The organism is Pigmentiphaga litoralis, assembly GCF_014651835.1.
GTDB lineage: Bacteria > Pseudomonadota > Gammaproteobacteria > Burkholderiales > Burkholderiaceae_B > Pigmentiphaga > Pigmentiphaga litoralis.
On sequence record NZ_BMXQ01000001.1, the window covers coordinates 1,789,904 to 1,811,206 of the forward strand.

Below are 21,303 nucleotides of genomic sequence, written 5' to 3' on the forward strand. Positions count from 1 at the left end.
ACAACGCCCCAAGTCCAGGATGACCTCCTTGACTTGGGGCGTTGACGGGGCCCACTCCCCCGAGCCGGCGGGGACCTTCCCCGCCCTTGCTGCTCAGCGCAGTTGCGACACCGGCGCGGGCGCGGGGGCCGCGGTCGTTTCCGACCAACCGCCACCCAGCGACTTGTACAGCTGCACCAGGTTGTTCAGCCGCTGCAGACGGGCCTGCAACAAGGACTGTTCCGCCGTGAACAGCGTGCGCTGTGCATCCACCAGTTGCAGCAGGCTTTCGATGCCGTTCTGGTAGCGCAGGTCGGACAGTTCCAGGTTGCGCTGCGACGCGCGCACCAGATCTTCGGTGGCCCGGATCTGGTCGTCGTAGGTCGCTTTCGCGTCCAGCGTGTCCGCCACTTCGCGAAACGCCGTCTGGATCGTCTTTTCGTAGTTCGCCACCGAGATATCGCGGCGCACTTCGGCCAGCGTCAGGTTCGCGCGATTACGGCCGTTGTCGAAGATCGGCAATACGATCTGCGGCGCGAAGCTCCATGCCTGCGACCCGCTGCCGAACAGCCCGGACAGCTGGCTGCTGGACGTGCCTGCCGACCCGGTCAACGAAATGCGCGGGAAGAAGTTGGCCCGCGCGGCGCCGATGCTGTAGTTGTTGCCCCGCAGCGTCTGCTCGGCCGACCGGATGTCCGGACGGCGTTCGATCAGGTCCGACGTCAGCCCGACGGGCACGTCCGCCAGGATGTTCTGCTGATACAGCGGCTGGGGCGGCGGCAGGTCGGCCGGCAACGGCTGTCCGATCAGCAGCACCAGCGCGTTGGTCGACTGCGCGCGATTGCGCAGCGCGATGGCCAGGTCGGCGCGCGCCGTCTGCACCAGCGCGTTGGACTGTGCAAACTCCAGTTCCGACGCCGCGCCATTGTCGAAACGCAACTTGATCAGTTCGAGCGAGCGCTGGCGGGCTTCCAGCGTGCGCCCGACGATCACCAGCTGTTCATCGGCGGCGCGTTCGTTCAGGTAGGCATTGGCCACCTGGGCCACCAGGCTGATCTGGGTGGACGCGGCCGCTTCGGCGGTCGACAGGTACTGCGTCAGGGCCGCTTCGCTCAGGTTGCGCACCCGGCCGAACAGATCCAGTTCGAAGGCGGTAACGCCCAGGCCGACCGTGAACTGGCCGCCCGTGGTCGCCTGCCGCAGGATAGACAGGTCGGCCGGCGTGCGGGCACGGGTGCCGGTAGCCTGCGCGTTCAGCGTCGGCAACCGGTCGGCATTGGTGATGCCGTACTGCGCCCGGGCCGCCTCGATATTGAGGATGGCCACGCGCAGGTCGCGGTTGTTCTGCAAGGACAGCTCGACCAGCCGCTGCAGGCGCGGATCGCCAAAGAAATTGCGCCACCCGATGTCGGCGGCGGACGTCTGCCCGGCCGCCGGCGCCGGAGCGCCGTGCGACGCGAAGCTCGCCTCGACGGGCGCCGCGGGGCGCTCATAGGTGGGCGCGAACGAGCACCCTGCCAGCAGGGCCGCCGCGGTCGCGAGCGCGAATACGTGCTTGCTCATATCAATTCCCTTCATGCTTGACGACGGCGCCGTGGGCGGGCGGGGTGTCGTCAATGTTGCCGTTGTCGTGGTGCAGGCTGCCCTGCTTCGTCTTGAACAGACGCAGCGTCACCACGAAGAACACCGGCACGAAGAACACCGCAAGGATGGTCGCCGAGATCATGCCGCCGATCACGCCGGTACCGATGGCGCGCTGGGCGCCCGAGCTGGCGCCGGTGGCAATCGCCAGCGGCAGCACGCCCAGGATGAACGCCAGCGACGTCATCAGAATCGGGCGGAAGCGCAGACGCGAGGCTTCCAGCGTCGACTCGACCAAGCCCTTGCCTTCGGCGTACAGGTCTTTCGCAAACTCCACGATCAGAATCGCGTTCTTTGCCGACAGACCAATGATGGTGATCAGGCCCACCTTGAAGAACACGTCGTTGGGCATGCCCCGCAAGGTCACGGCCAGCACCGCGCCGATCACACCGAGCGGCACCACCAGCATCACCGAGACCGGGATCGACCAGCTTTCATACAGCGCGGCCAGCACCAGGAACACCACCAGCAAGGACAGACCCAGCAGGATAGGCACTTGCGAGCCCGACACACGTTCCTGCAGCGACTGGCCGGTCCATTCGTAGCCGATGCCTGGCGGCAGTTCACCGATCAGCCGTTCCATTTCGGCCATGGCTTCACCGCTGGAATAGCCCGGCTTGGCGTCACCCGAAATCTTGTAGGCGCCGTAGCCGTTGTAACGGACCAGCTGCACCGGGCCACTCTGCCATTCCACCTTGGCAAAGGCCGACAGCGGCACCACGCCACCCGATGTATTGGGCGCGTTCAGCTTCAGGATGTCGTCGGCGGACGTGCGCGAGTACGGCTCGCCCTGGACCACCACCCGCTGCACCCGGCCGTTGTTGGTGAAGTCGTTGACCACCGACGACCCCAGCGTGGTCGACAGCGTCGACGTGATCGCGCCGAAGGTCACGCCCAGGGCGTTGGCCTTGACACGGTCGATCACCAGTTGCAGCTGCGGTGCGTCTTCCAGGCCTTCGACCCGGGCATAGGCCAGGACCGGGCTCTTGGGCACGGCAGCCATCAGCTGGTTACGGGCAGCCAGCAGGCCGTCGTGGCCCAGGCCACCGCGATCCTGCAGGCGCAGCGCGAAACCGGTCGCGTTACCCAGTTCCGTGATCGCGGGCGGCACCACCGAGAAGGCCATGGCGTCCTTGATGCGGCCCATGAATGTGCCCGTGCCACGACCGGCTTCGGCAGCAGCCGATTCCTCCGGTCCGCGTTCCGACCAGTCCTTGAAGGTGGCGAACGAGATCGCCGCGTTCTGACCACGTCCCGAGAAGCTGAAGCCCAGAATCGTGATGATCGAGGCAACCGACGGACGCGACAGGTAGTGCTGCTCGACCTGTTCGACGGCATCGCGGGTCCGGTTGAAGGACGCGCCCGGCGGGGTCTGGATGTCGGTAATCAGATAGCCCTGGTCTTCCGCAGGCAGGAAGGACGACGGCAGGCTGATGAAGGTCCAGACCAGGATCGCGACGATCCCGGCATAGACGATCATGAACAGGCCCGTGCGGCCCAGCATGCGGCCGATCACGTTCTGATAGCCATCGGTGGTGCGGTCGAACTTGCGGTTGAACCAGCCGAAAAAGCCCTTCTTTTCGTCGTGATGGCCCTTCTTGACCGGCTTGAGCAGCGTGGCGCACAAGGCCGGCGTGAGCGACAGCGCCAGGAAACCCGAGAACAGGATGGACGCGGCCATCGACAGCGAAAATTGCTGATAGATCACGCCCACGGAACCGCCCATGAAGGCCAGCGGCAAGAACACGGCCGTCAACACCAGCGTGATACCGACAATGGCGCCGCTGATCTGCGTCATGGCTTTCTTGGTGGCTTCCTTGGGCGACAGGCCCTCGGACGCCATGATCCGCTCGACGTTTTCGACCACCACGATCGCATCGTCCACCAGAATACCGATCGCGAGCACCATCCCGAACATCGTCAATACGTTGATCGAGAACCCGGCCACCAGCATCACCGCGAAGGTGCCCATCAAGGCGATCGGCACGACGATCGACGGGATCAGCGTGTAGCGGATGTTCTGCAGGAAGAGGAACATCACCAGGAACACCAGCACCATGGCTTCAAGCAGGGTGTGGATCACCTTTTCGATCGACACCCGCACGAACGGCGAGGTGTCGTACGGCGTGGCGTACACGTAGTTCTGCGGGAAGCGTGCCGACAGTTCCTTCAGCTTGGCCTGCACGCCATCTGCCGCCGACAGCGCGTTGGCGCCGGGCGACAGCTGCACGGCAATGGCGGCCGTCGGCTTGCCATTCAGGCGCGACGAGAACTGATAGGACTCCGCGCCGATCTCGACACGGGCCACATCGCGCACCCGCACGGTCGAGCCGTCCGGGTTGGCACGCAGGACGATCTCGCTGAATTCCTCGGCGGTGACCAGCTGGCCCTTGACGATGATGGTGCTGCTGATCTGCTGGTTGGGCAGGCTGGGCTGATCACCGATCGCGCCTGCCGTCACCTGGACGTTCTGCGCCGCAATGGCCGCGTTCACGTCACTGGCGCTCAGGTTGTACCCGCGCAGCTTGACCGGGTCGATCCAGACCCGCATCGCGCGTTGCGAGGCGAACAGCTGTGCGCGGCCGATGCCGGGTACGCGCCGGATTTCGCTCAGCACGTTACGCGTCAGGTAGTCGCCGAGCTCGATTACATCGACGTCGCCTTCTTTGGACGACAACGTGACCACCATCAGGAAGTTGGTGCTCGCCTTTTCAACACGGATACCCTGCTGCTGCGCAGACTGCGGCAGGCGCGATTCAACCCGCTTGATCCGGTTCTGGACGTCCACGGCCGCCAGGTCGGGATTGGTGCCCGGGGCGAAGGTCACGTTGATTTCGGCCTGACCGGTCGTGCTGGTCGATTCGAAGTACAGCATGCCGGTGGCGCCGTTCAGCTCATCTTCGATGAGCGAGACGATGCTCTTGTCGACCGTGTCAGCCGATGCGCCCGGATAGATGGCCGACACCGTGATACTTGGCGGGGCCACCGCCGGGTACTGCGAAATCGGCAGGCTGGGGATGGCCAGAATGCCCCCCAGGATGATGAATAACGCGACCACCCAGGCAAAGATCGGCCGGTTGATAAAAAATTGCGACATGTCTGGTGACTCTCTTAGAGAAGCTCAGGACCGGCAAACCGCCAGGCGCCGATCAAGATTTGGTGCCTGGGGCAGCGGCTGGGCTTGCAGCCGGGGTTGCTGCCGGACGGGCGGGCGCAACGCTGCTTGGGGCCGCCGCAGCGCCGGCTTCAGGCTTCCACGGCACCGGCTTGACCTGGGCGCCGGGGCGCAGCTTCTGGAAGCCCGCCACCACGACCACGTCGTTGGCCTGCAGGCCCGAGCTGATCAGCCAGCGATCGCCCAGGGCGGCGCCGGTCTTGACCGGACGCGGCTCGATCTTGCCTTCCGGATTCACCACGAACACCGAGGCTTCGCCCGCCGTGCCGCGCTGGATCGCCTGCTGCGGCACCGTGATCGCGGCTTCGTCCACGCCCTGTTCGACGCGCACGCGCACATACATGCCAGGCAGCAGCACGTTCTGGGGATTCGGGAATTCGGCGCGCAGCGTGACCTGACCGGTGGTCGGATCGACGGTCACGTCGGAAAACAGCAGCTTGCCGGACAGCGCATATTTGGAACCGTCGTCCAGCGACAGATTCACGCGCGCCTGGTTTTCGGCGACGCGCTTGATCTTGCCGCTGGCGAACGCCGCGCGCATTTCGGTCAGCTGGGCCACCGACTGCGTGATGTTGGCGTAAACCGGGTCCAGCCGCTGAATGGTCGCCAGCGGGGTCACTTCGCTCTGGCCGACCAGCGCGCCTTCGGTCACCAGCGCCCGGCCGATGCGGCCGGAAATCGGCGCCTTGACGGTGGCGTAGTCCAGGCTGAGGCGGGCGCGCTCCAGCGCTGCCTTGCTGGCGGACACGGCGGCCTGACCCTGCTTGAAGGCCGCCACGGCGGTGTCGTATTCCTGCTTGCTGACCGCGTTGGCCTTGACCAGGGTTTCATACCGTTCGGCCTGGGCCTTGGTCTGGAACAGGTTGGCCTCGTCGCGTTCGACGTTGGCCTTGGCGCTGTTGTAGTCGGCCTGGAAGGGCGCCGGGTCGATACGGAACAGCAGCTGGCCGGCCTTGACGTCGCTGCCTTCGACAAACGCACGCTGCAGGATCACGCCGGCGACCCGGGCGCGCACCTCGGCAACGCGGGTGGCTTCGATGCGGCCTGGCAGTTCGCTGGTCAGCACTTCGCGCGATGGCGCGATCGTAATCGTCGGCACTTCCATCGGCGGCGGCGCGGCCGCTGCGGGCGCCTCCTTACCTTTACCGCAGGCGGCAAGCGCCAAAACAGCGGCGAGCGACACTGCGCCTAACAGATAGGGTGGGCGTCCGTTGCGTTGCATAGTCTTCCTCTGGCATTGACTGTCCGGGGCCTGAAGGCGACCGGAGGGAACTCTGATGGGGTGGAGCGCGCCTGCTGCAGCGCACCATGCGCGGTTGGCCCGACGCCATGAACACGGCGGGCTAGCGGCTATCGTCGCGCTGCGCATGAGGGTAATCCTCACTAGATAATTGCGGCGTTGCAGCGTACGACCTGCATGGGAGGTGAAGCAGTATACAAACATACATGAATGTTTGTAAGCCTGGGCAGCAAAATATTCTGCACGCAAAGTGCGATCCGAATATTGCAATCCAGCCGGGGATGTGTGCACACGGCGCGGGCCGGACCGGGCTGCGTGGAGCTTTTTGCACTGTACCAAGTTCGTGTTGCAGTGGGCGATTCGTGTAACGATTGCGACGGCGGTAACCAATCCCGTCGCGCTGCCCTGAGGGTGGCGCGTAAGGGCTATAGTCCAGGCCTTGATCGTCGCCCCCGCGACTTTGCCCCGAGGACACCCACCATGCGCCTGGATAATGGACGCGAAAGCAACAACGTCGAAGATCGCCGCAGCGGCGGCGGAGGCGGCTTCATCGGCCGCGGGTCCATCGGTATCGGCACCATTGTCCTGGCCCTCGTGGCCGCCTACTTTGGCGTCGACCCCCGGGTCGTGCTGGACATGGCCGGTGGCGGCCAGACGTCCGTCCAGTCGCCGCAAGGCCCGGCCCAGGCGCCCCCTGCCGACGACGCCCAGGCCCGCTTCGTGTCCATTGTCCTTGCCGATACCGAAGACACCTGGAAAGAGATATTCAAGACGGCCAATGCCAGTTATGTCGATCCCAAGCTGGTGCTGTTTCGCGGTGCAACACAAACCGCCTGCGGGACGGGGCAATCTGCCATGGGTCCGTTCTACTGCCCGGCCGACAGCAAGGTCTATCTGGACATGAGCTTTTTCCAGGACATGCAGACCAAATTGAATGCGCCGGGCGACTTTGCCCGTGCCTACGTGATTGCCCACGAAGTTGGCCATCACGTGCAGAACCTGACCGGGGTGTCCGCCAAGGTCAGCCGCGAGCGCCAGCGCCTGAGCGAAGTCGAAGGCAACCGCCTGTCGGTCCGGGTGGAGCTGCAGGCCGACTGCTATGCCGGCATCTGGGCCAACCACGCCAACCGCACCCGCCACATCCTGGAAGCCGGCGACGTCGAATCCGCGCTGAACGCCGCCACGGCGATCGGCGACGACATGCTGCAGAAGAAATCGCAGGGTCAGGTCGTGCCCGATGCGTTCACCCATGGCAGCTCGGCCCAGCGTGTCCGCTGGTTCAAGCGCGGTCTCGAAAGCGGCGAACCGCAGGCGTGCGACACCTTCGCCGCCCGCCAGCTCTGACCTGACTTGCCGCGCCCGGCCACGCGGCGCGGCAGTCTTGGCATCAGCGATACATGTAGTCGCGGCGGAAGGGATAGGCCTGCCCCGGCGGGCCGTCCAGCTCATCGCCCTTGACGCTGGCCTGCACCTGGCAAAGCACCTGCTGCAACGAAATCCACCCGCGCTCGAACGCCATCGCGCAGCCTGCCAGGTATAGCCGGTAGGCACGCACCGCCTTTGCACCCCGGCTCCCCTCAAGGATCCGGTAGGCGTCGTCGAGCCGCGCTTCCAGGTTGTCGCTCCAGGCCCATAAGGTCCGCGCATAATGCGGCCGCAGGTTTTCCAGATCAACGGCTTCCAGTCCGCCATCGCTCAGCGATTCGAGCACCCTGCTGGCGTGCACCAATTCGCCACCTGGAAATATGTACTTCTCGATGAAATCGCCCATGCCGCTGCCCAGCTGGCTATTGGTCGTACCACCGGCAGTAATCCCGTGATTGAGCACCAGACCGCCCGGCCTGAGCAGGCGGCGGATCTTTGCGAAATAGCTCTTGAGATAAACCTGTCCGACATGTTCGAACATGCCGACCGACGCGATTTTGTCGAAGCTGCGGGATTCATCCAAGTCGCGATAATCGACCAGCAACATCCGCACGCGGCCCGACAGCCCCTTTTCCTCGATCAGCCGGGTCACGTGCGCATACTGATTGCGGGAAAGCGTAATCCCGGTGGCATCCACCCCATAATGCTCCGCCGCCCACAGCAACAGACCGCCCCAACCTGCACCGATATCCAGAAAACGCTCGCCCGGCTTGAGGTCAAGCTTGCGGCAGATGTGATCCAGTTTGGCTTCCTGCGCCTGCGCCAAGGTCATGCCGGATTCGCGGTAATAGGCGCAGGAATACACGCGGCGCGGATCCTGCCATAGCGCGTAAAAGGCTTCGGACAGGTCGTAATGGAATTCGATCTGACGGGCATCGTGCTCGCGGGTATGCCGGATGATCGACACCCCACGCTTGCCGACCGCGGAAAACCAGTTGCGATTGCCGCCGGTGATGGGCGATTCATGCAGCATGCCTGCCGCCGCCGCCATGACGTCACGCATCGTCCCTTCGATGTCGATGCGTCCTTCCACATAGTCGGCGCCCAGTTCGCCGACACGGCCGCGAACCAGGTGGGACAGGGAACGAAGGGTCTTGGTAGTGAAACGGACTTTGGCGCTGTCGGGGCCGAGCCGGCCACCATCGGGAAGAGTGATTTGAACAGGAACAGGCAATGCGGCGAGCTGGCGCTCGGCATGGGATAAAAGCGCGTTCATTCAATGATTCCGAGTAGCTTCGGCCGCCGGGTTCCAGCGAGCCGAGGGGGGAAGGCACTCGACCTGATCAAAGGCGGACCGGAGGTCCTCGTGCCGCGTCGTTGATCAATCTCACTAACAACTTACCGATTATCTTAAGCCTGACACCTTGGCAAATACGTATAAATCCTTGACGCGCTTAGGGGCAAACACAACTCAACGGCAAAGGCTCATCGGCCCGCGTGCCACGCTTTACGCCTCAACCCGCCTTGCGCCTGGGCGTCAAGGTCTCGCGTAAAACCCGTACGGCTGCGTCACCATCCGTCAGCCACGCTTCCTGATCCTGCACCGTGCACTGGACTTGCATGGACCGTTTTGCGAGCAGGCCGATATCGCGTGACTGCTCCACCGGCAGGCGATACACCGTCAGATTATCCAGGCGTTCGAGTTTGGCCCGATGTTTCGCCCACCAGGCGTCAGCCGTGCGGCCATACGCATAGACCACGACTTCATCGGCACGGGAACAGGCTTTCCGCACCCATTTTTCGTCAGGCAGTCCGACCTCAATCCAAAGCTGTATTGCGCCGGTCAGGTCTTTAATCCAGAGATCCGGCTCTTCGTCATTACTCAATCCCTGTCCGAATATCAGATATTCATTTGCGTGAAGGGCGAACGCCAGCAACCGCACCATCATTCTTTCCGAGGTTTCGGAAGGATGCTGGGCCAGCACCAGTGCATGATCGGCATAGTAGTGCCTGTCCATGTCCGCCACTTGCAGGGCTGCCTTATATACCACCGAACCTAGTGCCATAAATCCATTACACAGAGGACCTTCGGCCGATGCGAAAGTCTTAGGGTTGACATACTTTCCGATACTCACGCAGTAATCGACAGGACAAAATATTTTCTTATCGATTGCAATGCTTGAACTTTGCGGCTTAAATACTATCTATTCTGCAGAAACCGGCATGCAGACATTTACGCCCCGGTTTCATGTACTGCTGTTTTGTGCTGCTATTCCGTGCTGCTGTTCATCCTGCGGGTCCATGCAGCTTCAGCCGTGCGATGAACCTGTCAGCGCGTTGTCATATACCCATCACGCTCCGCACTGAATGATTGCTGTCTGCGCCCGGGCGCATCATTCGGCGCATGTTACGCGCGTGTCCACTACATCGGATAAAAATGCCCAAAGAAACCTACCTCGCCTTGCAGGCCCAGATCAAAAGGCTCCAGGACAAGGCAGAGTCCGTCCGCGTCAAGCAACGGCAGCCGGTCATCGCTTCCATCGTCCGCTCGATGCACGATTATTCGATCACGCTCGATGAACTGAAAAACGCGATTGCCAAGGGAGTCCCTACTACCCGCAAAAGCCCGGGTCGTCCCGCCGCAGCCAAGGGCGCGACCAAGCCTGTGCGCCAGGTCGCTCCCAAATACCGTCATCCCGATACCGGTGAAACCTGGACGGGCCGTGGCAAACCGCCGCGCTGGCTGGTTGCCGCAGAAGCATCGGGCGCCGAACGCGACAGCTTCCTGATCAAGGACTGATCCGGTTCCGCCTGCTGTGCACCATCGACGGCAGACGCGTCCAGATCTCGAAAGGCGCACCCTTGGTGCGCCTTTTGTTATGCAAGGCCGCCAACGCAAGGGCTTGAAGCGAGGGCTTGGAGCAAAGGCGCGGCGCTGGCGGATTATGCCATCAAGCCTTCGCAGCACCGTCGTATATATAGGCACCTCTGCCAGGCCCTCGCGACGATCATTCAATGCCGGGCTCACCATGGCTTCAGATGCCGCCAGCAATTACTGCTTTCGGATGAAGCCTTCTTAGTGCAGAGCCAATGCCCCGGGGGCCCACAAGACCGTACTCGGACAAGGGCTTTCCATGCTATATTTACATACATACACGTATGTATATTTGAGCTTCGGGACACCGCAAGGGCCGATCCGGAGCACCGCTGCAGCGCTATCTTCCTGCGCCCGTTTGCAGGAAACGACATGAATCCGCCCCGTCGCATCGGGCGGCAAGGCTTAACGCATGGTACGCAAGACCAAGGAAGAGGCGCTCGAGACACGAGCGCGCATTCTTGCCACGGCTGAACAGATCTTCAGCGAGCAGGGCGTCGCCCATACGTCGCTGCAGGACATCGCGGTGGCCGCCAACGTCACGCGCGGCGCGATCTATTGGCACTTCAAGAACAAGATCGACCTGCTCGATGCGATGGTGCAGCGGGTCAAGACGCCCATGGAAGAAGGCCTGCGCCGCAGTAGCGACGTCAGCACCTCTGACCCGCTGGGGCAGCTGCGCCAAAGCGCGACCGAAACGCTGAATCTGGTCCGTGAAGACCCGAGTGCCCGGCGCGTCTGTGAGATCCTGATTTTCAAATGCGAGTATGTGGCCGAAACCATCGACTTGCAGCGTCGCCATCACGAAGACCGCAATAACTCGCTGGCGCACTACGAAGCGGCGTTCCGCAATGCCATGGCACGTGATCAATTGTCGCAGGCAGTCGACCCCCGACATGCCGCCATTGGATTCCACGCCATGCTGTACGGCATATTGATGGACTGGCTGCTGGCGCCTGAAGAGTTCGACCTGACGGTGGTCGGCACCAATATGGTCGATACCTTTATTGCCGGGCTGAAAACGACGCGGCCAGAATGAGACAAGGCCCGGCAGGATATCCTGTCGGGCCTTTTACTTACCTGCTGCCAACGGCGGCGCCAGGGTCCCGGGTGTCATCACTTGATTAATCGCCCGGGATGGTCTGGATTAACGCCGGTTTTCCATCTCGTAATTGACCTGCCGCACCTGCCCGTTGGTGTCCGGGAAACGATCGAATATCGCCCGCACCAGGTAAGGCATGATTTCAGGCAAGGATCCACCTGCGCCGGTATTTACCGCCGTCGACTCGTAGACCTTCGCATTGTTTTGCGCGGCATCACGAATTTCCACCTTGAGCGACGCGCGTGAGGCGTCCATCGTGGTGGACGACCAGGTCTGGGGATACGGTGCGCCACCAAACGGCACCCCGAAACCGAAGCCACCGCCCCGCCGGCCGCCGAAACCGCCATAGCCGTAACCATACGGCCCCCAGGGCGAATAGAAGGGGTCGTACTGACGCTCGACTCGCACCTGCACGGGTTCAACGCCGTAGGTCATGGTGATCAGGAACCGGGCCTGCGCACCGGGCCTGGCTTCAACGATGCCGACCGGGCTGATGGCCGTGCGCAGCATATCGGCATATTGACGGTATTCCAGGCTGTCCTGCTGATCGGTGGTGGGGGTCAGTTTATAGCTGGCCCCGGGCGCGTCGGCCGGCCACTGCTGGAACGTGGTGACCCGCGCTGGCAACGTCGACGCGCAACCCGCCAATACCAGCACGGCGCCCAGCTTGACCGCCCACCCGGCGCCCCGGCGCAACGACCGCAACGCGGCGCCCGTGTCTGACGAATAATTACATTTGAACATCGACATATTTGCTTCCGGAGAAAAGTCGGGAACGTGTTTTTTACTACTATAGGCTTCTGACCCGGATTATCCTCCCGGGTTCATTGCCTCGGCCAGATACCGTAGGCGGCTGGGTTTACGTGTCCACCGCCCGTACAATCCGACCGTCGCAACTCGCATTCCTGTCCTTCCGACTCCGTCATTTTCTCCGGCCAAGAATTCCTATGCGCACCGATACCCCCGTCACGATCAGCCGTCAGAGTTACCGCCCCTACCCCTTCGAGGTCACGGCGGTGCATCTGGATTTCGACCTGGATCCGGCCAGCACGCTCGTCACGTCGCGCCTGTCCTTGCATCGCAAGGAAGCCAACGCACCCCTGGTGCTCGACGGCGAAGAACTCGAGCTGGTGTCGATCAAGGTCGATGGCGCACTGCTGGACGCGTCGCGCTATGAAGTCGGTGAGCATGGGCTGACGATCCACGGGCTGGGCGAGACGGTGGAACTGGAAATCGCCAACCGCTGCTCGCCCCAGGCGAATTCGACGCTGATGGGTCTGTATGTGTCGAGCGGCGTGTTCTTTACCCAATGCGAGGCGGAAGGCTTTCGCCGCATCACCTATTTCCCGGACCGTCCGGACGTCATGTCGCGCTTTACCGTGACCCTGCGTGCGGCCAAGGCGGAATTTCCGGTGTTGCTGTCCAACGGCAACCTGATCGGCCAGACCGATCTGCCCGATGGCCGCCACGAAGCGCAGTGGGAAGACCCCTTCATGAAGCCGTGCTACCTGTTCGCGCTGGTGGCAGGCAAGCTGACGTGGCGTGAATCGCGCGTCAAGACGCAATCGGGCCGCGAAGTGCTGTTGCAGGTCTATAGCGACCCGGGCAACGAAAACAAGACCCAGTTTGCGCTGGAATCGCTGGAACGCGCGCTGCGTTGGGACGAAACCCGCTTTTCGCTCGAGCTGGACCTTGACCGCTTCATGATCGTGGCGGCGCGCGACTTCAATATGGGCGCGATGGAGAACAAGGGCCTGAACGTGTTCAACGCCGCCTATGTGCTGGCGGACCCGGACAGCGCCACCGACGCCAACTATGGCGCGATCGAGGCCGTGATCGGCCACGAATACTTCCACAACTGGACCGGCAATCGCGTGACCTGCCGCGACTGGTTCCAGCTCAGCCTGAAAGAAGGGCTGACGGTGTTCCGCGACCAGGAATTCACGGCCGACATGATGGCGACCGGACTGGATGACACGGCCGCCGCCAGCGCGCGCACCGTCAAGCGGATCGACGACGTGGTGACCCTGCGCGCCGCGCAGTTTCCGGAAGACGCAGGCCCGATGGCCCACCCCATCCGCCCGGAAAGCTATCAGGAAATCGGCAACTTCTACACGGCCACCGTGTACGAGAAAGGATCCGAAGTCATCCGCATGCAGCAGACGCTGCTTGGCCTCGAAGGCTTCAATGAAGGCCTGGCTGAATATTTCCGCCGCCATGACGGCCAGGCCGTCACCTGCGATGACTTCGTGGCCGCCATGGAATCGGTCTACCAGAAGACCCATCCGGGCCGCGACCTGGGCGTCTTCCGCCGCTGGTACAGCCAGGCCGGCACGCCACGCGTCAAGGTCGACATGAGCTACGACGACGCCACGCGCCGGTGTACCTTGCGCCTGACGCAATCGTGCGCACCAGTGGGTGTCGAGCGCCTGGCCGGCATCGCCGTCAAGCCGCCGCTGCACATTCCGTTCGCCATGGGCCTGCTGGATGCCGAGGGCAAGGCGCTGCCGCTCAAGCTGGCGGGCAGTGACGCCGCCGCGTCCGACAGCTGCCTGCTGGAACTGACGACCGAGACCGCCGAGTGGGTGTTCGAAGACATTCCCAGCCGTCCGGTGCCGTCCTTGCTGCGCGACTTTTCAGCGCCGGTGATCGTGGAATACGACTTCAGCGATGCCGAACTGGCCCTGCTGATGGCGCATGACACGAACGCATTCGCCCGTTGGGAAGCCGGCCAGCAACTGGCCACGCGCCAGATCCTGGCGGCGACCGACGCCGTCCGCGGCGGCCAGCCTGCCAGCCTGTCGGACAGCTTTGTCGAAGCCTGGCGCTCGGTGCTGACCGCAACCGACCTGGATGCCGCCTACCGTGCGCGCGCCCTGGCGCTGCCCGCCGAAAAGACGCTGGCCGAACGCATGACCGAGGTCGACCCGATCGCCCTGGCGACCGCGCGCGACCATCTGCGCGCCGAACTGGGCCGCCGCCTGGCCACCGACTGGCAGGCTGCCGTTGATGCCAACCAGACGCCGGGTGAATATTCCCCCGATCCAATTTCGGCCGGGAAACGCGCCATGAAGAACCTGGCGCTGGCTTTCCTGCTGGCCGGCGCCGCGCCGAACGCCGAAGCGCAGGTGCGCGAGCAATACGCGTCGTCACGGAACATGACCGACCGCATGGCTGCCTTATCGGCGCTCGTCAACTTCGGTCCCCGCGAGGCGGCCAATACGGCCCTGGCGGACTTCTTTGAGCGCTATCAGAGCGATCCCCTGTCGGTCGACAAATGGTTCACGCTGCAGGCCACGAGCCGCCACAGCGATGTCGACACCGTCAATGGCCTGATGGTGCATCCGGCCTTCACGCTGCGCAATCCGAACCGCGCGCGGTCGCTGGTGTTCCAGTTCTGCCTGAACAATCCCTATGGCTTTCACCGTCCGGACGGCAGCGGCTACCGCTACTGGGCCGAACAGGTGCTGGCCCTGGATCGCCTGAACCCCGAAGTTTCCGCGCGGCTGGCCCGTGCCATGGATCGCTGGATCCGCTACGTGCCGGCGCTGAGCGCCCAGATGAAGCAGGCGCTCGAGGATGTCCGCAATCATCCCGGGCTGTCGCGCAACGTCACTGAAATCGTTTCAAAAGCCCTGGAGATTTCCGCATGAAGCGCAAGACGCTCACCCAGTTCCTGATCGAGCAGCAACGCGAGAAAGCCGCGCTGCCATCAGAAGTCCGCCTCCTTATCGAAATCGTCGCCCGCGCCTGCAAGGCGATCGGTCATGCCGTTGGCAAGGGCGCGCTTGGCGGCGTCCTGGGCAGCCTGGAAAGCGAGAACGTGCAAGGCGAAGTGCAGAAGAAGCTCGACGTGCTGTCGAACGAAATCCTGCTCGAAGCCAACGAATGGGGCGGCCACCTCGCGGCCATGGCCTCGGAAGAGATGGAGACCATCCACCTGATTCCGAATCGCTACCCCAAGGGCGAATACCTGCTGCTGTTCGATCCCCTGGATGGCTCGAGCAACATCGACGTGAACGTGTCGATCGGCACCATCTTCTCGGTGCTGCGCGCGCCAGACGAAGCCGCCGGCCGCGAGGTCACGGAACAGGACTTCCTGCAGGCGGGCAGCCGCCAGGTCGCCGCCGGCTATGCCGTCTATGGTCCGCAGACCATGCTGGTGCTGACGGTGGGTTCGGGCGTGCACAGCTTCACGCTGGACCGCGAACTGGGTTCATGGGTGCTGACGCAGTCGGACATCCAGATTCCGGCCGACACCAAGGAATTCGCGATCAACATGTCCAACATGCGCCACTGGGCCCCGCCCGTGAAGCAGTATGTGGACGAGTGCCTGGCCGGCAAGACCGGGCCGCGCGGCAAGGATTTCAACATGCGCTGGGTGGCCTCGATGGTGGCCGACGTGCATCGGATCCTGAGCCGCGGTGGCGTGTTCCTGTACCCGTGGGATGCCCGCGAACCCGGCAAGCCGGGCAAGCTGCGCCTGATGTATGAAGCCAACCCGATGAGCATGCTCGTCGAGCAGGCCGGCGGCGCCGCCACCAACGGCACGCAGCGCATCCTGGACATCCAGCCCAGCGCACTGCACGAACGTGTCAGCGTGATCCTTGGATCCAAGACTGAAGTGGACCTGGCGACGAAGTACCACGTGGAAGCGAAGGGCTGATCGCCAGTCGTCTGCGCTGATGTGCAATGAAAAACCCGGCTTTCGCCGGGTTTTTTGCTTTTTGTCCGGAATGGCCGACTGGTCAGCGCCGAAGCAGCGCCTCGGCGGCTTCCCTCTGCGGGTGTTCAAAGGCCGGGGCGAAATCCTCGAGTTCGCTCGCACGCAAGCCTACGTCGCGACTGCAGGCAATCTGTCGCCAGCCCTTCACCGCCAAGACCACGTCGGCGATGACCTTCAACGCCTGGGTGTCGTCCAGGCCGAAGTAAGGCGCGCGGGCCAACAAGACGGCAACTTCGGTCACGGGGCCGTCTTGTTCGGACAGCCAGGTCTTGGACTCTCGCTCCTTGTCGGGGAACGGGTTCACATCGAATGCGGGTGCCAGTCGCCAAAGGCCACGATCCCGATGCAGGAAGCCATGATTCTGCAGGTGGTCATCGACATTGGTAATCAACAGGTTGAACAGCATCCGGCGCCAAAGCTGCCGGACATCCTCTGCAGGCGCGTAACCCACCGAGCGAATCGCATCGGCAATCTCGGTGTAGCTGCGTTCGTCCTCACGCGAGGCCTGCAACATCGAGGCTGCCGACTGGTAAGGAATGCGCGCGTCGTCGGCGTCCCGGTCAAAGCGGCGAATGACGGCCACCGGTACGTCGGCCAAGGTCACGACGCGTGCGGCCGCTGCGTCGATACCGGCCTGATGCGCGAGCTTGAGGGCAAGCACTTCACCGCGAGTGACGCTGCGCGTGTCGTTGACGCTCGGGAATTTGCCGATGGCCAGAAAGCCGTCTTCGTCCACGACGGTGCATTTGGGCCGCATCCCGCCCAGCGACGTCCCTTTGCCCTGAAGGTAGCGAAGGTCTTCAGCGGTCTCCTGGCCACGCTCGACGGCGCGACTGGCTTCGAAGATGCATCCAAGATCAACCAGCGGGGGTGTGTTGCGGCGACCCTGGGGTACCGAGCGGTGCCAAGCGTGGTCGCCATCATGCAGACGCAGTGCGCCGACGCGACTGAAATCGTCAACAGCAAGCAGGTAATCGAGTTCGGTCAACGCCGGCAGACTGGCGTCGTGTTGACGACGCTTGGCATGATCACGAGCGATGACACGGCGCCCCCAGGCATCGGGCGCGGTGTCCGCAAAGGCGCCGTGGAAGGTGGAATCATGGGCCGATGCCGCCTTGTGCGCCTGGTGACCCGCTACCCACGCAAGATCGGCCGATATGCTGAATCCGGCAGTATTCGCCAACCAGGCAGCGTCGTACGCGAAGGCGCAGTGTTCCCGCCGGCCTTGCCTGACGTAGGTCAAGGTCCCCAGCGATGCGTCGGCCTTGCCGAGGCAGACCTGCACTTGGCGACGGAGGGCAGCCGTGGCGGTGCTCATCACAAAGCGCCTGATCGATGACCTGCCGTGCGTCGCACGCGCTTGGGTACCTGCTCGTCCATCAGCGTCAGACCAATGTCGTCGTTGGGCGTGTCCAGCACATCCTCCAGCGCACGGATTTCACCGAAAACGTGAAGTGCCCGCGCAAAAAAGTGAATTGGCACGCGGGGATCGCCCTGCTCCATTCGGCGCACGGTAGAGACCGATGCTCCCATACGTTCGGCCAGGGAGGCTTGCGAAATATGGCGACGGCGGCGGGCCAGCGAGATATCCCCACCAAGTTTGCGCAGGGCGCGTTCAACGGGTGTGGGAAGGGGTAGTTCCATTGTGCGGAATCCTGGGTACGGATCGCCGGTGAATAGCGTGCAGCGAACTTGCACGCGAACCGGCACTTGCTATGCACACGATTCTACCTGAAAACCACACCCCACGCTTTAAAAGCTCCAACTGGAACGTTTAGACCAGTTAAGCGCTCTCGACAGAACTTTAATAATTTTTTATCACCCCAGCCCGATCAACCGTTCCAGCCGCGCGTCATCGTCCAGCAGGCTTGCGTTGTCGCCCTCGAACACGATGCGGCCGCGGTCCATGACCACCGCTTTTCTTGTCAGCCCTAGCGCAACGTGGGCGTGCTGCTCGACCAGGACCACCGTCATGTCGCCGGTGGCGCACATGGCCGTAATGGCGGACACCAGTTCATCAACAATCACGGGCGCCAGGCCTTCCAGGGGCTCGTCCAGCAACAGCAGCCTTGGGTCGAGCATGAGCGCGCGGGCAATCGCAAGCATCTGCTGTTCGCCGCCCGACAGCTGGTTGCCAAGATTGTGCTGACGCTCCTGGATGCGGGGGAACAACCGATGGATCCTGTCCAGCGTCCACGCTCCGCCGCGCGCGGTAGTCAGCAGGTTTTCCTTCACGGTCAATGACGGAAAGATCCAGCGTTCCTGCGCGACCCAGCCAATGCCCAGGCCTGCGCGGCGATGCGGTGCGACACGGGCCAGGTCCGCGCCACGCCAGCGCACCGTGCCGCCCCGCATGACCGTGGCGCCCATGATGGTGGAGATGAGCGTGGTCTTGCCAACGCCATTGCGGCCCAGCAGCGCCAGGCTTTCGCCTTCGTGCACGGTCAGGCTCAGGTCTTCCAGGACGGTGGCGCGGTCGTAGCCGGCGCTGACCCGTTCCAACTCCAATAACGCTGCGCTCATCGCCGCCCTCCTTTGCCCAGGTACACCGTCTTGACGTCGGGGTTCGCGGCAATGTCTTCGGGGGTGCCTTCCGCCATGACCGCGCCCGCGACCAGCACGGTGATGCGGGTGGCGAAACGAAAAACCAGGTGCATGTCATGTTCGATGAAAAGCAGCGCCATGTCGGCCGGCAGGTTGCCGATGACCTCGAACAGCTCGGCGCTTTCGGATGACGGAATGCCGGCAGCGGGCTCGTCCAGCAGCAGCACGCGCGGCCGCAAGGCCAGCGACACGGCAACTTCCAGAATGCGTTGCTGGCCATACGGCAGCATGCGCGTCGGGGTATGTGCGACCGCGGCCAGCCGCAGCTGCGCCAGGATGGCCGACGCCTCATCCAGCGCGGCGGTGTAGGCGCCCGTGCGCCGCCACCATTGCCCGGTCACGCCGTCGCGCTCGCAGATCGCCAGCGTGACCGACTGGTGCGGCGTCAGTTGCGGGAACAGCGAGTTGATCTGGAAGGTCCGGACCAGGCCCCGCTTGACGCGCTGGTCGGGGCGCAAGGACGTGATGTCTTCGCCCAGCAGCTCGATGCGCCCTGCCGACGGCGGCAAGGCGCCCGTCAGCAGATTGATGAAGGTCGTCTTGCCGGCGCCGTTGGGGCCGATCAAGGCGTGCCGGGCGCCCGCGGGCAGCGCAAAGTCGACGGACTGGGTGACCTTCAGAGAACCAAAGGACTTGGTCAGGCCAGTGGTTTGAAGCGCGAGGGTCATGGCCGGACCTCCGGGGAGGCAGCCGAGGTGCGTGATGCGGCCCACTCCTTCAATCCCCGCAAGCCTCCCAACACGCCACCCGGCGCAAACAGCACCACCAACACCATGACGGCGCCGATACCCAGCTGCCAATATTCAGGATTGATGTCGGACAGCATGTCGCGCGCGATCATGAAGACGGCCGCGCCCACCAGTCCGCCGTAACGATGACCGGCGCCGCCCAGCACCAGCATGATGAGCACTTCGGCCGACAGGGTGAAGCTGAGCGTTTCCAGGGCGACGAACTGCGTGGTCTGGGCCAGCAGTCCCCCTGCGATGCCCGCAAAGATCGCGGCGATCGTGTAGGCCTTGCGCAGCCGCGCGCTGCCGGGCGTGCCGATGGCCGCCATGCGCTGCGGGTTGTCACGCAGGCCCTGCAACGCCAGTCCAAAGGGCGAATCGATGATGCGCGTCAGCACGATGAAACAGGCCAGCAGCACGCCAAAGGCGTAGGCGAACGCGGTGTGTCCATACAAGTCGAAGGGCAACAGGCCGAACAGCGGCGCGATGACCATGCCTTGCAGGCCGTCGTCGCCGCCAGTCACCTCGCGCAGGCGGCTTGCGCCTTCAAAGATCAACAGGCCTATCCCCAGGGTGACCATCAGCTGCGCCAGATGCCGCACGCGTACCACCACGAAACCGGTCAGAAAGCCGAGCAAGCCCGCGGCCAGGCCCGCAGCCGCCAGGCCGCTGAAGGGCTCGGTCCAGCCATGCGTCGACAGCAAGCCGGCCGTATAGGCGCCCAGGCCGAAGAACGCAGCGTGCCCCAGGGACAGCAGGCCCGCATAACCGATCAGCAGGTCCAGCGACAGCGCAAACAGCGCCGCCGCCGACACCTGGCTGGCCAGCACCAGATAGTCAGGAAACAGCAGGAACACCAGCGCAGGCAGCGCGAGCCAGAGCACGATTTCCCAGCCGCGCCGACGCAGCCATCCGTGGGGCCTGCCGGGCAGCGGGCTGAATGTCGCGGCCTGTGGCTTGGCGGATGCCGCAGGTGTTGCGCCGGGTGTGGACACCGTCGTCATGCACGTTTCCCCAGCAAGCCGTTCGGCCGCCACATCAGCAGTCCGACCATCACGGCGTAGATGATGAAGGCTCCGACCTGCGGCAGGTAGTACTTGCCGAAAACGTCGAAGACACCAACCAGACAGGCGGCCAGCAAAGTGCCGCTGACGGACCCGAGGCCGCCCACCGACACCACGATCAGGAAGAACACCAGGTACTTGAGCGGAAAGGACGGATCGAGTCCCAGGATCTGGATGCCGAGCGCGCCACCCAGCCCGGCCAGGCCGCTGCCCAGCGCAAAGGCGACTGCGAACACGCCGCCCACGTTGATGCCCAGGCCGGTGGCCATGACGGGGTTGTCGACCGCGGCGCGCACCATGGCGCCGAAACGCGTGCGTTCGATACCCAGGACCACGGCCGCCGTCACCGCCACGCCCACGGCGATCAGGAACAGGCGATAGATGCCGAAGTCCAGCCCCATCAGCCGCGTCTGCCCTTGCAGGAAGTCGGGCAGCACCACCGGCTGCTGGCTGGGCCCGAACATCCACGTGATCCCGGCCACCGCCATGAAGGTCAGGCCGATGGTGAACAGCACCTGGTCCAGCGGCCCGCGCCGGTACAGGCGGCGATACAGCACGCGTTCGACCACCACGCTGGCCAGCGCGACGACCACAAAGGCCGCCGGCAGCGTCGCCAGGAACGGCCACCCCGCCTGCTGCATCAGCACCGTGGCCAGGTAGCCTCCGAACATTGCGAAGGCGCCATGGGCCAGATTCACGAACCCCATCAACCCCATGGTGACGGACAGCCCGATGCTGATCAGAAACAGCAGCATCCCATAGGCCAGTCCGTCAAACAGGATGCCCAAACCGACCGACATCATC

At 63.7% G+C, this 21,303-nt stretch carries 17 protein-coding genes; 5 read left to right on the plus strand and 12 right to left on the minus strand.

Going from position 1 to position 21,303, the window contains the following annotated elements; translation table 11 throughout:
* Positions 1-93: 93 nt before the first annotated feature.
* Genes IE116_RS07910 through IE116_RS07920 form a run of 3 tightly spaced genes read right to left on the minus strand, consistent with a single transcriptional unit; the run spans position 94 to position 6,017 of the window.
* Positions 94-1,542: an efflux transporter outer membrane subunit gene (locus tag IE116_RS07910; RefSeq protein WP_189611322.1), complete on the minus strand. Its 1,449-nt coding sequence runs from the start codon at positions 1,540-1,542 to the stop codon at positions 94-96.
* Between the two features lies 1 nt (position 1,543).
* Positions 1,544-4,717 carry an efflux RND transporter permease subunit gene (locus tag IE116_RS07915; RefSeq protein WP_189611324.1) on the minus strand — a complete coding sequence of 1,058 codons (3,174 nt, stop codon included), beginning with the start codon at positions 4,715-4,717 and terminating at the stop codon, positions 1,544-1,546.
* A 52-nt stretch (positions 4,718-4,769) separates the two neighbouring features.
* On the minus strand, positions 4,770-6,017 hold the full coding sequence (locus IE116_RS07920) for an efflux RND transporter periplasmic adaptor subunit (protein WP_189611326.1): 1,248 nt from the start codon (positions 6,015-6,017) through the stop codon (positions 4,770-4,772).
* 498 nt (positions 6,018-6,515) lie between these two features.
* On the opposite strand from IE116_RS07920, the gene ypfJ reads away from it, so the two are divergent.
* Complete coding sequence (gene ypfJ, locus IE116_RS07925; RefSeq protein ID WP_189611328.1) at positions 6,516-7,379, plus strand: KPN_02809 family neutral zinc metallopeptidase; 864 nt, start codon at positions 6,516-6,518, stop codon at positions 7,377-7,379.
* A 43-nt stretch (positions 7,380-7,422) separates the two neighbouring features.
* Here ypfJ and IE116_RS07930 read toward each other — a convergent pair whose 3' ends face one another.
* Both IE116_RS07930 and IE116_RS07935 read right to left on the minus strand, forming a co-directional pair.
* Positions 7,423-8,676: a class I SAM-dependent methyltransferase gene (locus IE116_RS07930; RefSeq protein ID WP_189611330.1), complete on the minus strand. Its 1,254-nt coding sequence runs from the start codon at positions 8,674-8,676 to the stop codon at positions 7,423-7,425.
* A gap of 238 nt (positions 8,677-8,914) precedes the next feature.
* Positions 8,915-9,466, minus strand: coding sequence for a YaeQ family protein (locus tag IE116_RS07935; protein ID WP_189614512.1), 552 nt, complete (start codon positions 9,464-9,466; stop codon positions 8,915-8,917).
* Between the two features lie 371 nt (positions 9,467-9,837).
* On the opposite strand from IE116_RS07935, the gene IE116_RS07940 reads away from it, so the two are divergent.
* Together IE116_RS07940 and IE116_RS07945 are read left to right on the plus strand one after the other, a co-directional pair.
* Positions 9,838-10,200 (plus strand): H-NS histone family protein, encoded by a 363-nt coding sequence (locus IE116_RS07940; RefSeq protein WP_189611332.1) that lies wholly within the window; start codon positions 9,838-9,840, stop codon positions 10,198-10,200.
* Between the two features lie 487 nt (positions 10,201-10,687).
* On the plus strand, positions 10,688-11,314 hold the full coding sequence (locus IE116_RS07945; protein WP_189611335.1) for a TetR family transcriptional regulator: 627 nt from the start codon (positions 10,688-10,690) through the stop codon (positions 11,312-11,314).
* Between the two features lie 108 nt (positions 11,315-11,422).
* On the opposite strand, the gene IE116_RS07950 is transcribed toward IE116_RS07945, so the two are convergent.
* On the minus strand, positions 11,423-12,127 hold the full coding sequence (locus tag IE116_RS07950) for a DUF4136 domain-containing protein (protein WP_229828053.1): 705 nt from the start codon (positions 12,125-12,127) through the stop codon (positions 11,423-11,425).
* Between the two features lie 197 nt (positions 12,128-12,324).
* On the opposite strand from IE116_RS07950, the gene pepN reads away from it, so the two are divergent.
* A complete protein-coding gene (gene pepN / locus IE116_RS07955) occupies positions 12,325-15,030 on the plus strand; it encodes an aminopeptidase N (protein ID WP_189611336.1) in 2,706 nt (901 codons plus the stop codon).
* On the plus strand, positions 15,027-16,043 hold the full coding sequence (locus IE116_RS07960; RefSeq protein ID WP_189611338.1) for a class 1 fructose-bisphosphatase: 1,017 nt from the start codon (positions 15,027-15,029) through the stop codon (positions 16,041-16,043). The genes pepN and IE116_RS07960 overlap by 4 nt, the downstream gene beginning before the upstream one ends.
* A gap of 82 nt (positions 16,044-16,125) precedes the next feature.
* Here the strand turns inward: IE116_RS07960 and IE116_RS07965 are convergent, their stop codons facing one another.
* From IE116_RS07965 to IE116_RS07990, 6 genes are all read right to left on the minus strand, one after another.
* Positions 16,126-17,421, minus strand: coding sequence for a type II toxin-antitoxin system HipA family toxin (locus IE116_RS07965; RefSeq protein ID WP_189611340.1), 1,296 nt, complete (start codon positions 17,419-17,421; stop codon positions 16,126-16,128).
* The gene (locus tag IE116_RS07970) at positions 17,421-17,747 is read right to left on the minus strand and encodes a helix-turn-helix domain-containing protein (RefSeq protein ID WP_189611343.1); all 327 of its coding nucleotides are present in this window, start codon (positions 17,745-17,747) and stop codon (positions 17,421-17,423) included. The genes IE116_RS07965 and IE116_RS07970 overlap by 1 nt, the downstream gene beginning before the upstream one ends.
* A 174-nt stretch (positions 17,748-17,921) precedes the next feature.
* On the minus strand, positions 17,922-18,626 hold the full coding sequence (locus IE116_RS07975) for an ABC transporter ATP-binding protein (RefSeq protein WP_189611345.1): 705 nt from the start codon (positions 18,624-18,626) through the stop codon (positions 17,922-17,924).
* A complete protein-coding gene (locus tag IE116_RS07980) occupies positions 18,623-19,375 on the minus strand; it encodes an ABC transporter ATP-binding protein (RefSeq protein WP_189611347.1) in 753 nt (250 codons plus the stop codon). Before IE116_RS07980 ends, IE116_RS07975 begins: the two co-directional genes overlap by 4 nt.
* A complete protein-coding gene (locus IE116_RS07985) occupies positions 19,372-20,439 on the minus strand; it encodes a branched-chain amino acid ABC transporter permease (protein WP_189611349.1) in 1,068 nt (355 codons plus the stop codon). Before IE116_RS07985 ends, IE116_RS07980 begins: the two co-directional genes overlap by 4 nt.
* Entirely contained in the window at positions 20,436-21,299 is an 864-nt protein-coding gene (locus IE116_RS07990; protein WP_189614514.1) for a branched-chain amino acid ABC transporter permease, read from the minus strand. Before IE116_RS07990 ends, IE116_RS07985 begins: the two co-directional genes overlap by 4 nt.
* Positions 21,300-21,303: the final 4 nt, after the last annotated feature.

Coding starts and splice junctions, on each gene's coding strand:
- IE116_RS07980 (WP_189611347.1), bottom strand. CDS start 19,375: ATGACCCTCGCGCTTCAAACCACTGGCCTGACCAAGTCCTTTGGTTCT.
- IE116_RS07915 (WP_189611324.1), bottom strand. CDS start 4,717: ATGTCGCAATTTTTTATCAACCGGCCGATCTTTGCCTGGGTGGTCGCG.
- IE116_RS07930 (WP_189611330.1), bottom strand. CDS start 8,676: ATGAACGCGCTTTTATCCCATGCCGAGCGCCAGCTCGCCGCATTGCCT.
- IE116_RS07935 (WP_189614512.1), bottom strand. CDS start 9,466: ATGGCACTAGGTTCGGTGGTATATAAGGCAGCCCTGCAAGTGGCGGAC.
- IE116_RS07990 (WP_189614514.1), bottom strand. CDS start 21,299: ATGTCGGTCGGTTTGGGCATCCTGTTTGACGGACTGGCCTATGGGATG.
- IE116_RS07985 (WP_189611349.1), bottom strand. CDS start 20,439: ATGACGACGGTGTCCACACCCGGCGCAACACCTGCGGCATCCGCCAAG.
- IE116_RS07970 (WP_189611343.1), bottom strand. CDS start 17,747: ATGGAACTACCCCTTCCCACACCCGTTGAACGCGCCCTGCGCAAACTT.
- IE116_RS07975 (WP_189611345.1), bottom strand. CDS start 18,626: ATGAGCGCAGCGTTATTGGAGTTGGAACGGGTCAGCGCCGGCTACGAC.
- IE116_RS07960 (WP_189611338.1), top strand. CDS start 15,027: ATGAAGCGCAAGACGCTCACCCAGTTCCTGATCGAGCAGCAACGCGAG.
- IE116_RS07950 (WP_229828053.1), bottom strand. CDS start 12,127: ATGTCGATGTTCAAATGTAATTATTCGTCAGACACGGGCGCCGCGTTG.
- IE116_RS07965 (WP_189611340.1), bottom strand. CDS start 17,421: ATGAGCACCGCCACGGCTGCCCTCCGTCGCCAAGTGCAGGTCTGCCTC.
- IE116_RS07940 (WP_189611332.1), top strand. CDS start 9,838: ATGCCCAAAGAAACCTACCTCGCCTTGCAGGCCCAGATCAAAAGGCTC.
- IE116_RS07945 (WP_189611335.1), top strand. CDS start 10,688: ATGGTACGCAAGACCAAGGAAGAGGCGCTCGAGACACGAGCGCGCATT.
- IE116_RS07910 (WP_189611322.1), bottom strand. CDS start 1,542: ATGAGCAAGCACGTATTCGCGCTCGCGACCGCGGCGGCCCTGCTGGCA.
- pepN (WP_189611336.1), top strand. CDS start 12,325: ATGCGCACCGATACCCCCGTCACGATCAGCCGTCAGAGTTACCGCCCC.
- ypfJ (WP_189611328.1), top strand. CDS start 6,516: ATGCGCCTGGATAATGGACGCGAAAGCAACAACGTCGAAGATCGCCGC.
- IE116_RS07920 (WP_189611326.1), bottom strand. CDS start 6,017: ATGCAACGCAACGGACGCCCACCCTATCTGTTAGGCGCAGTGTCGCTC.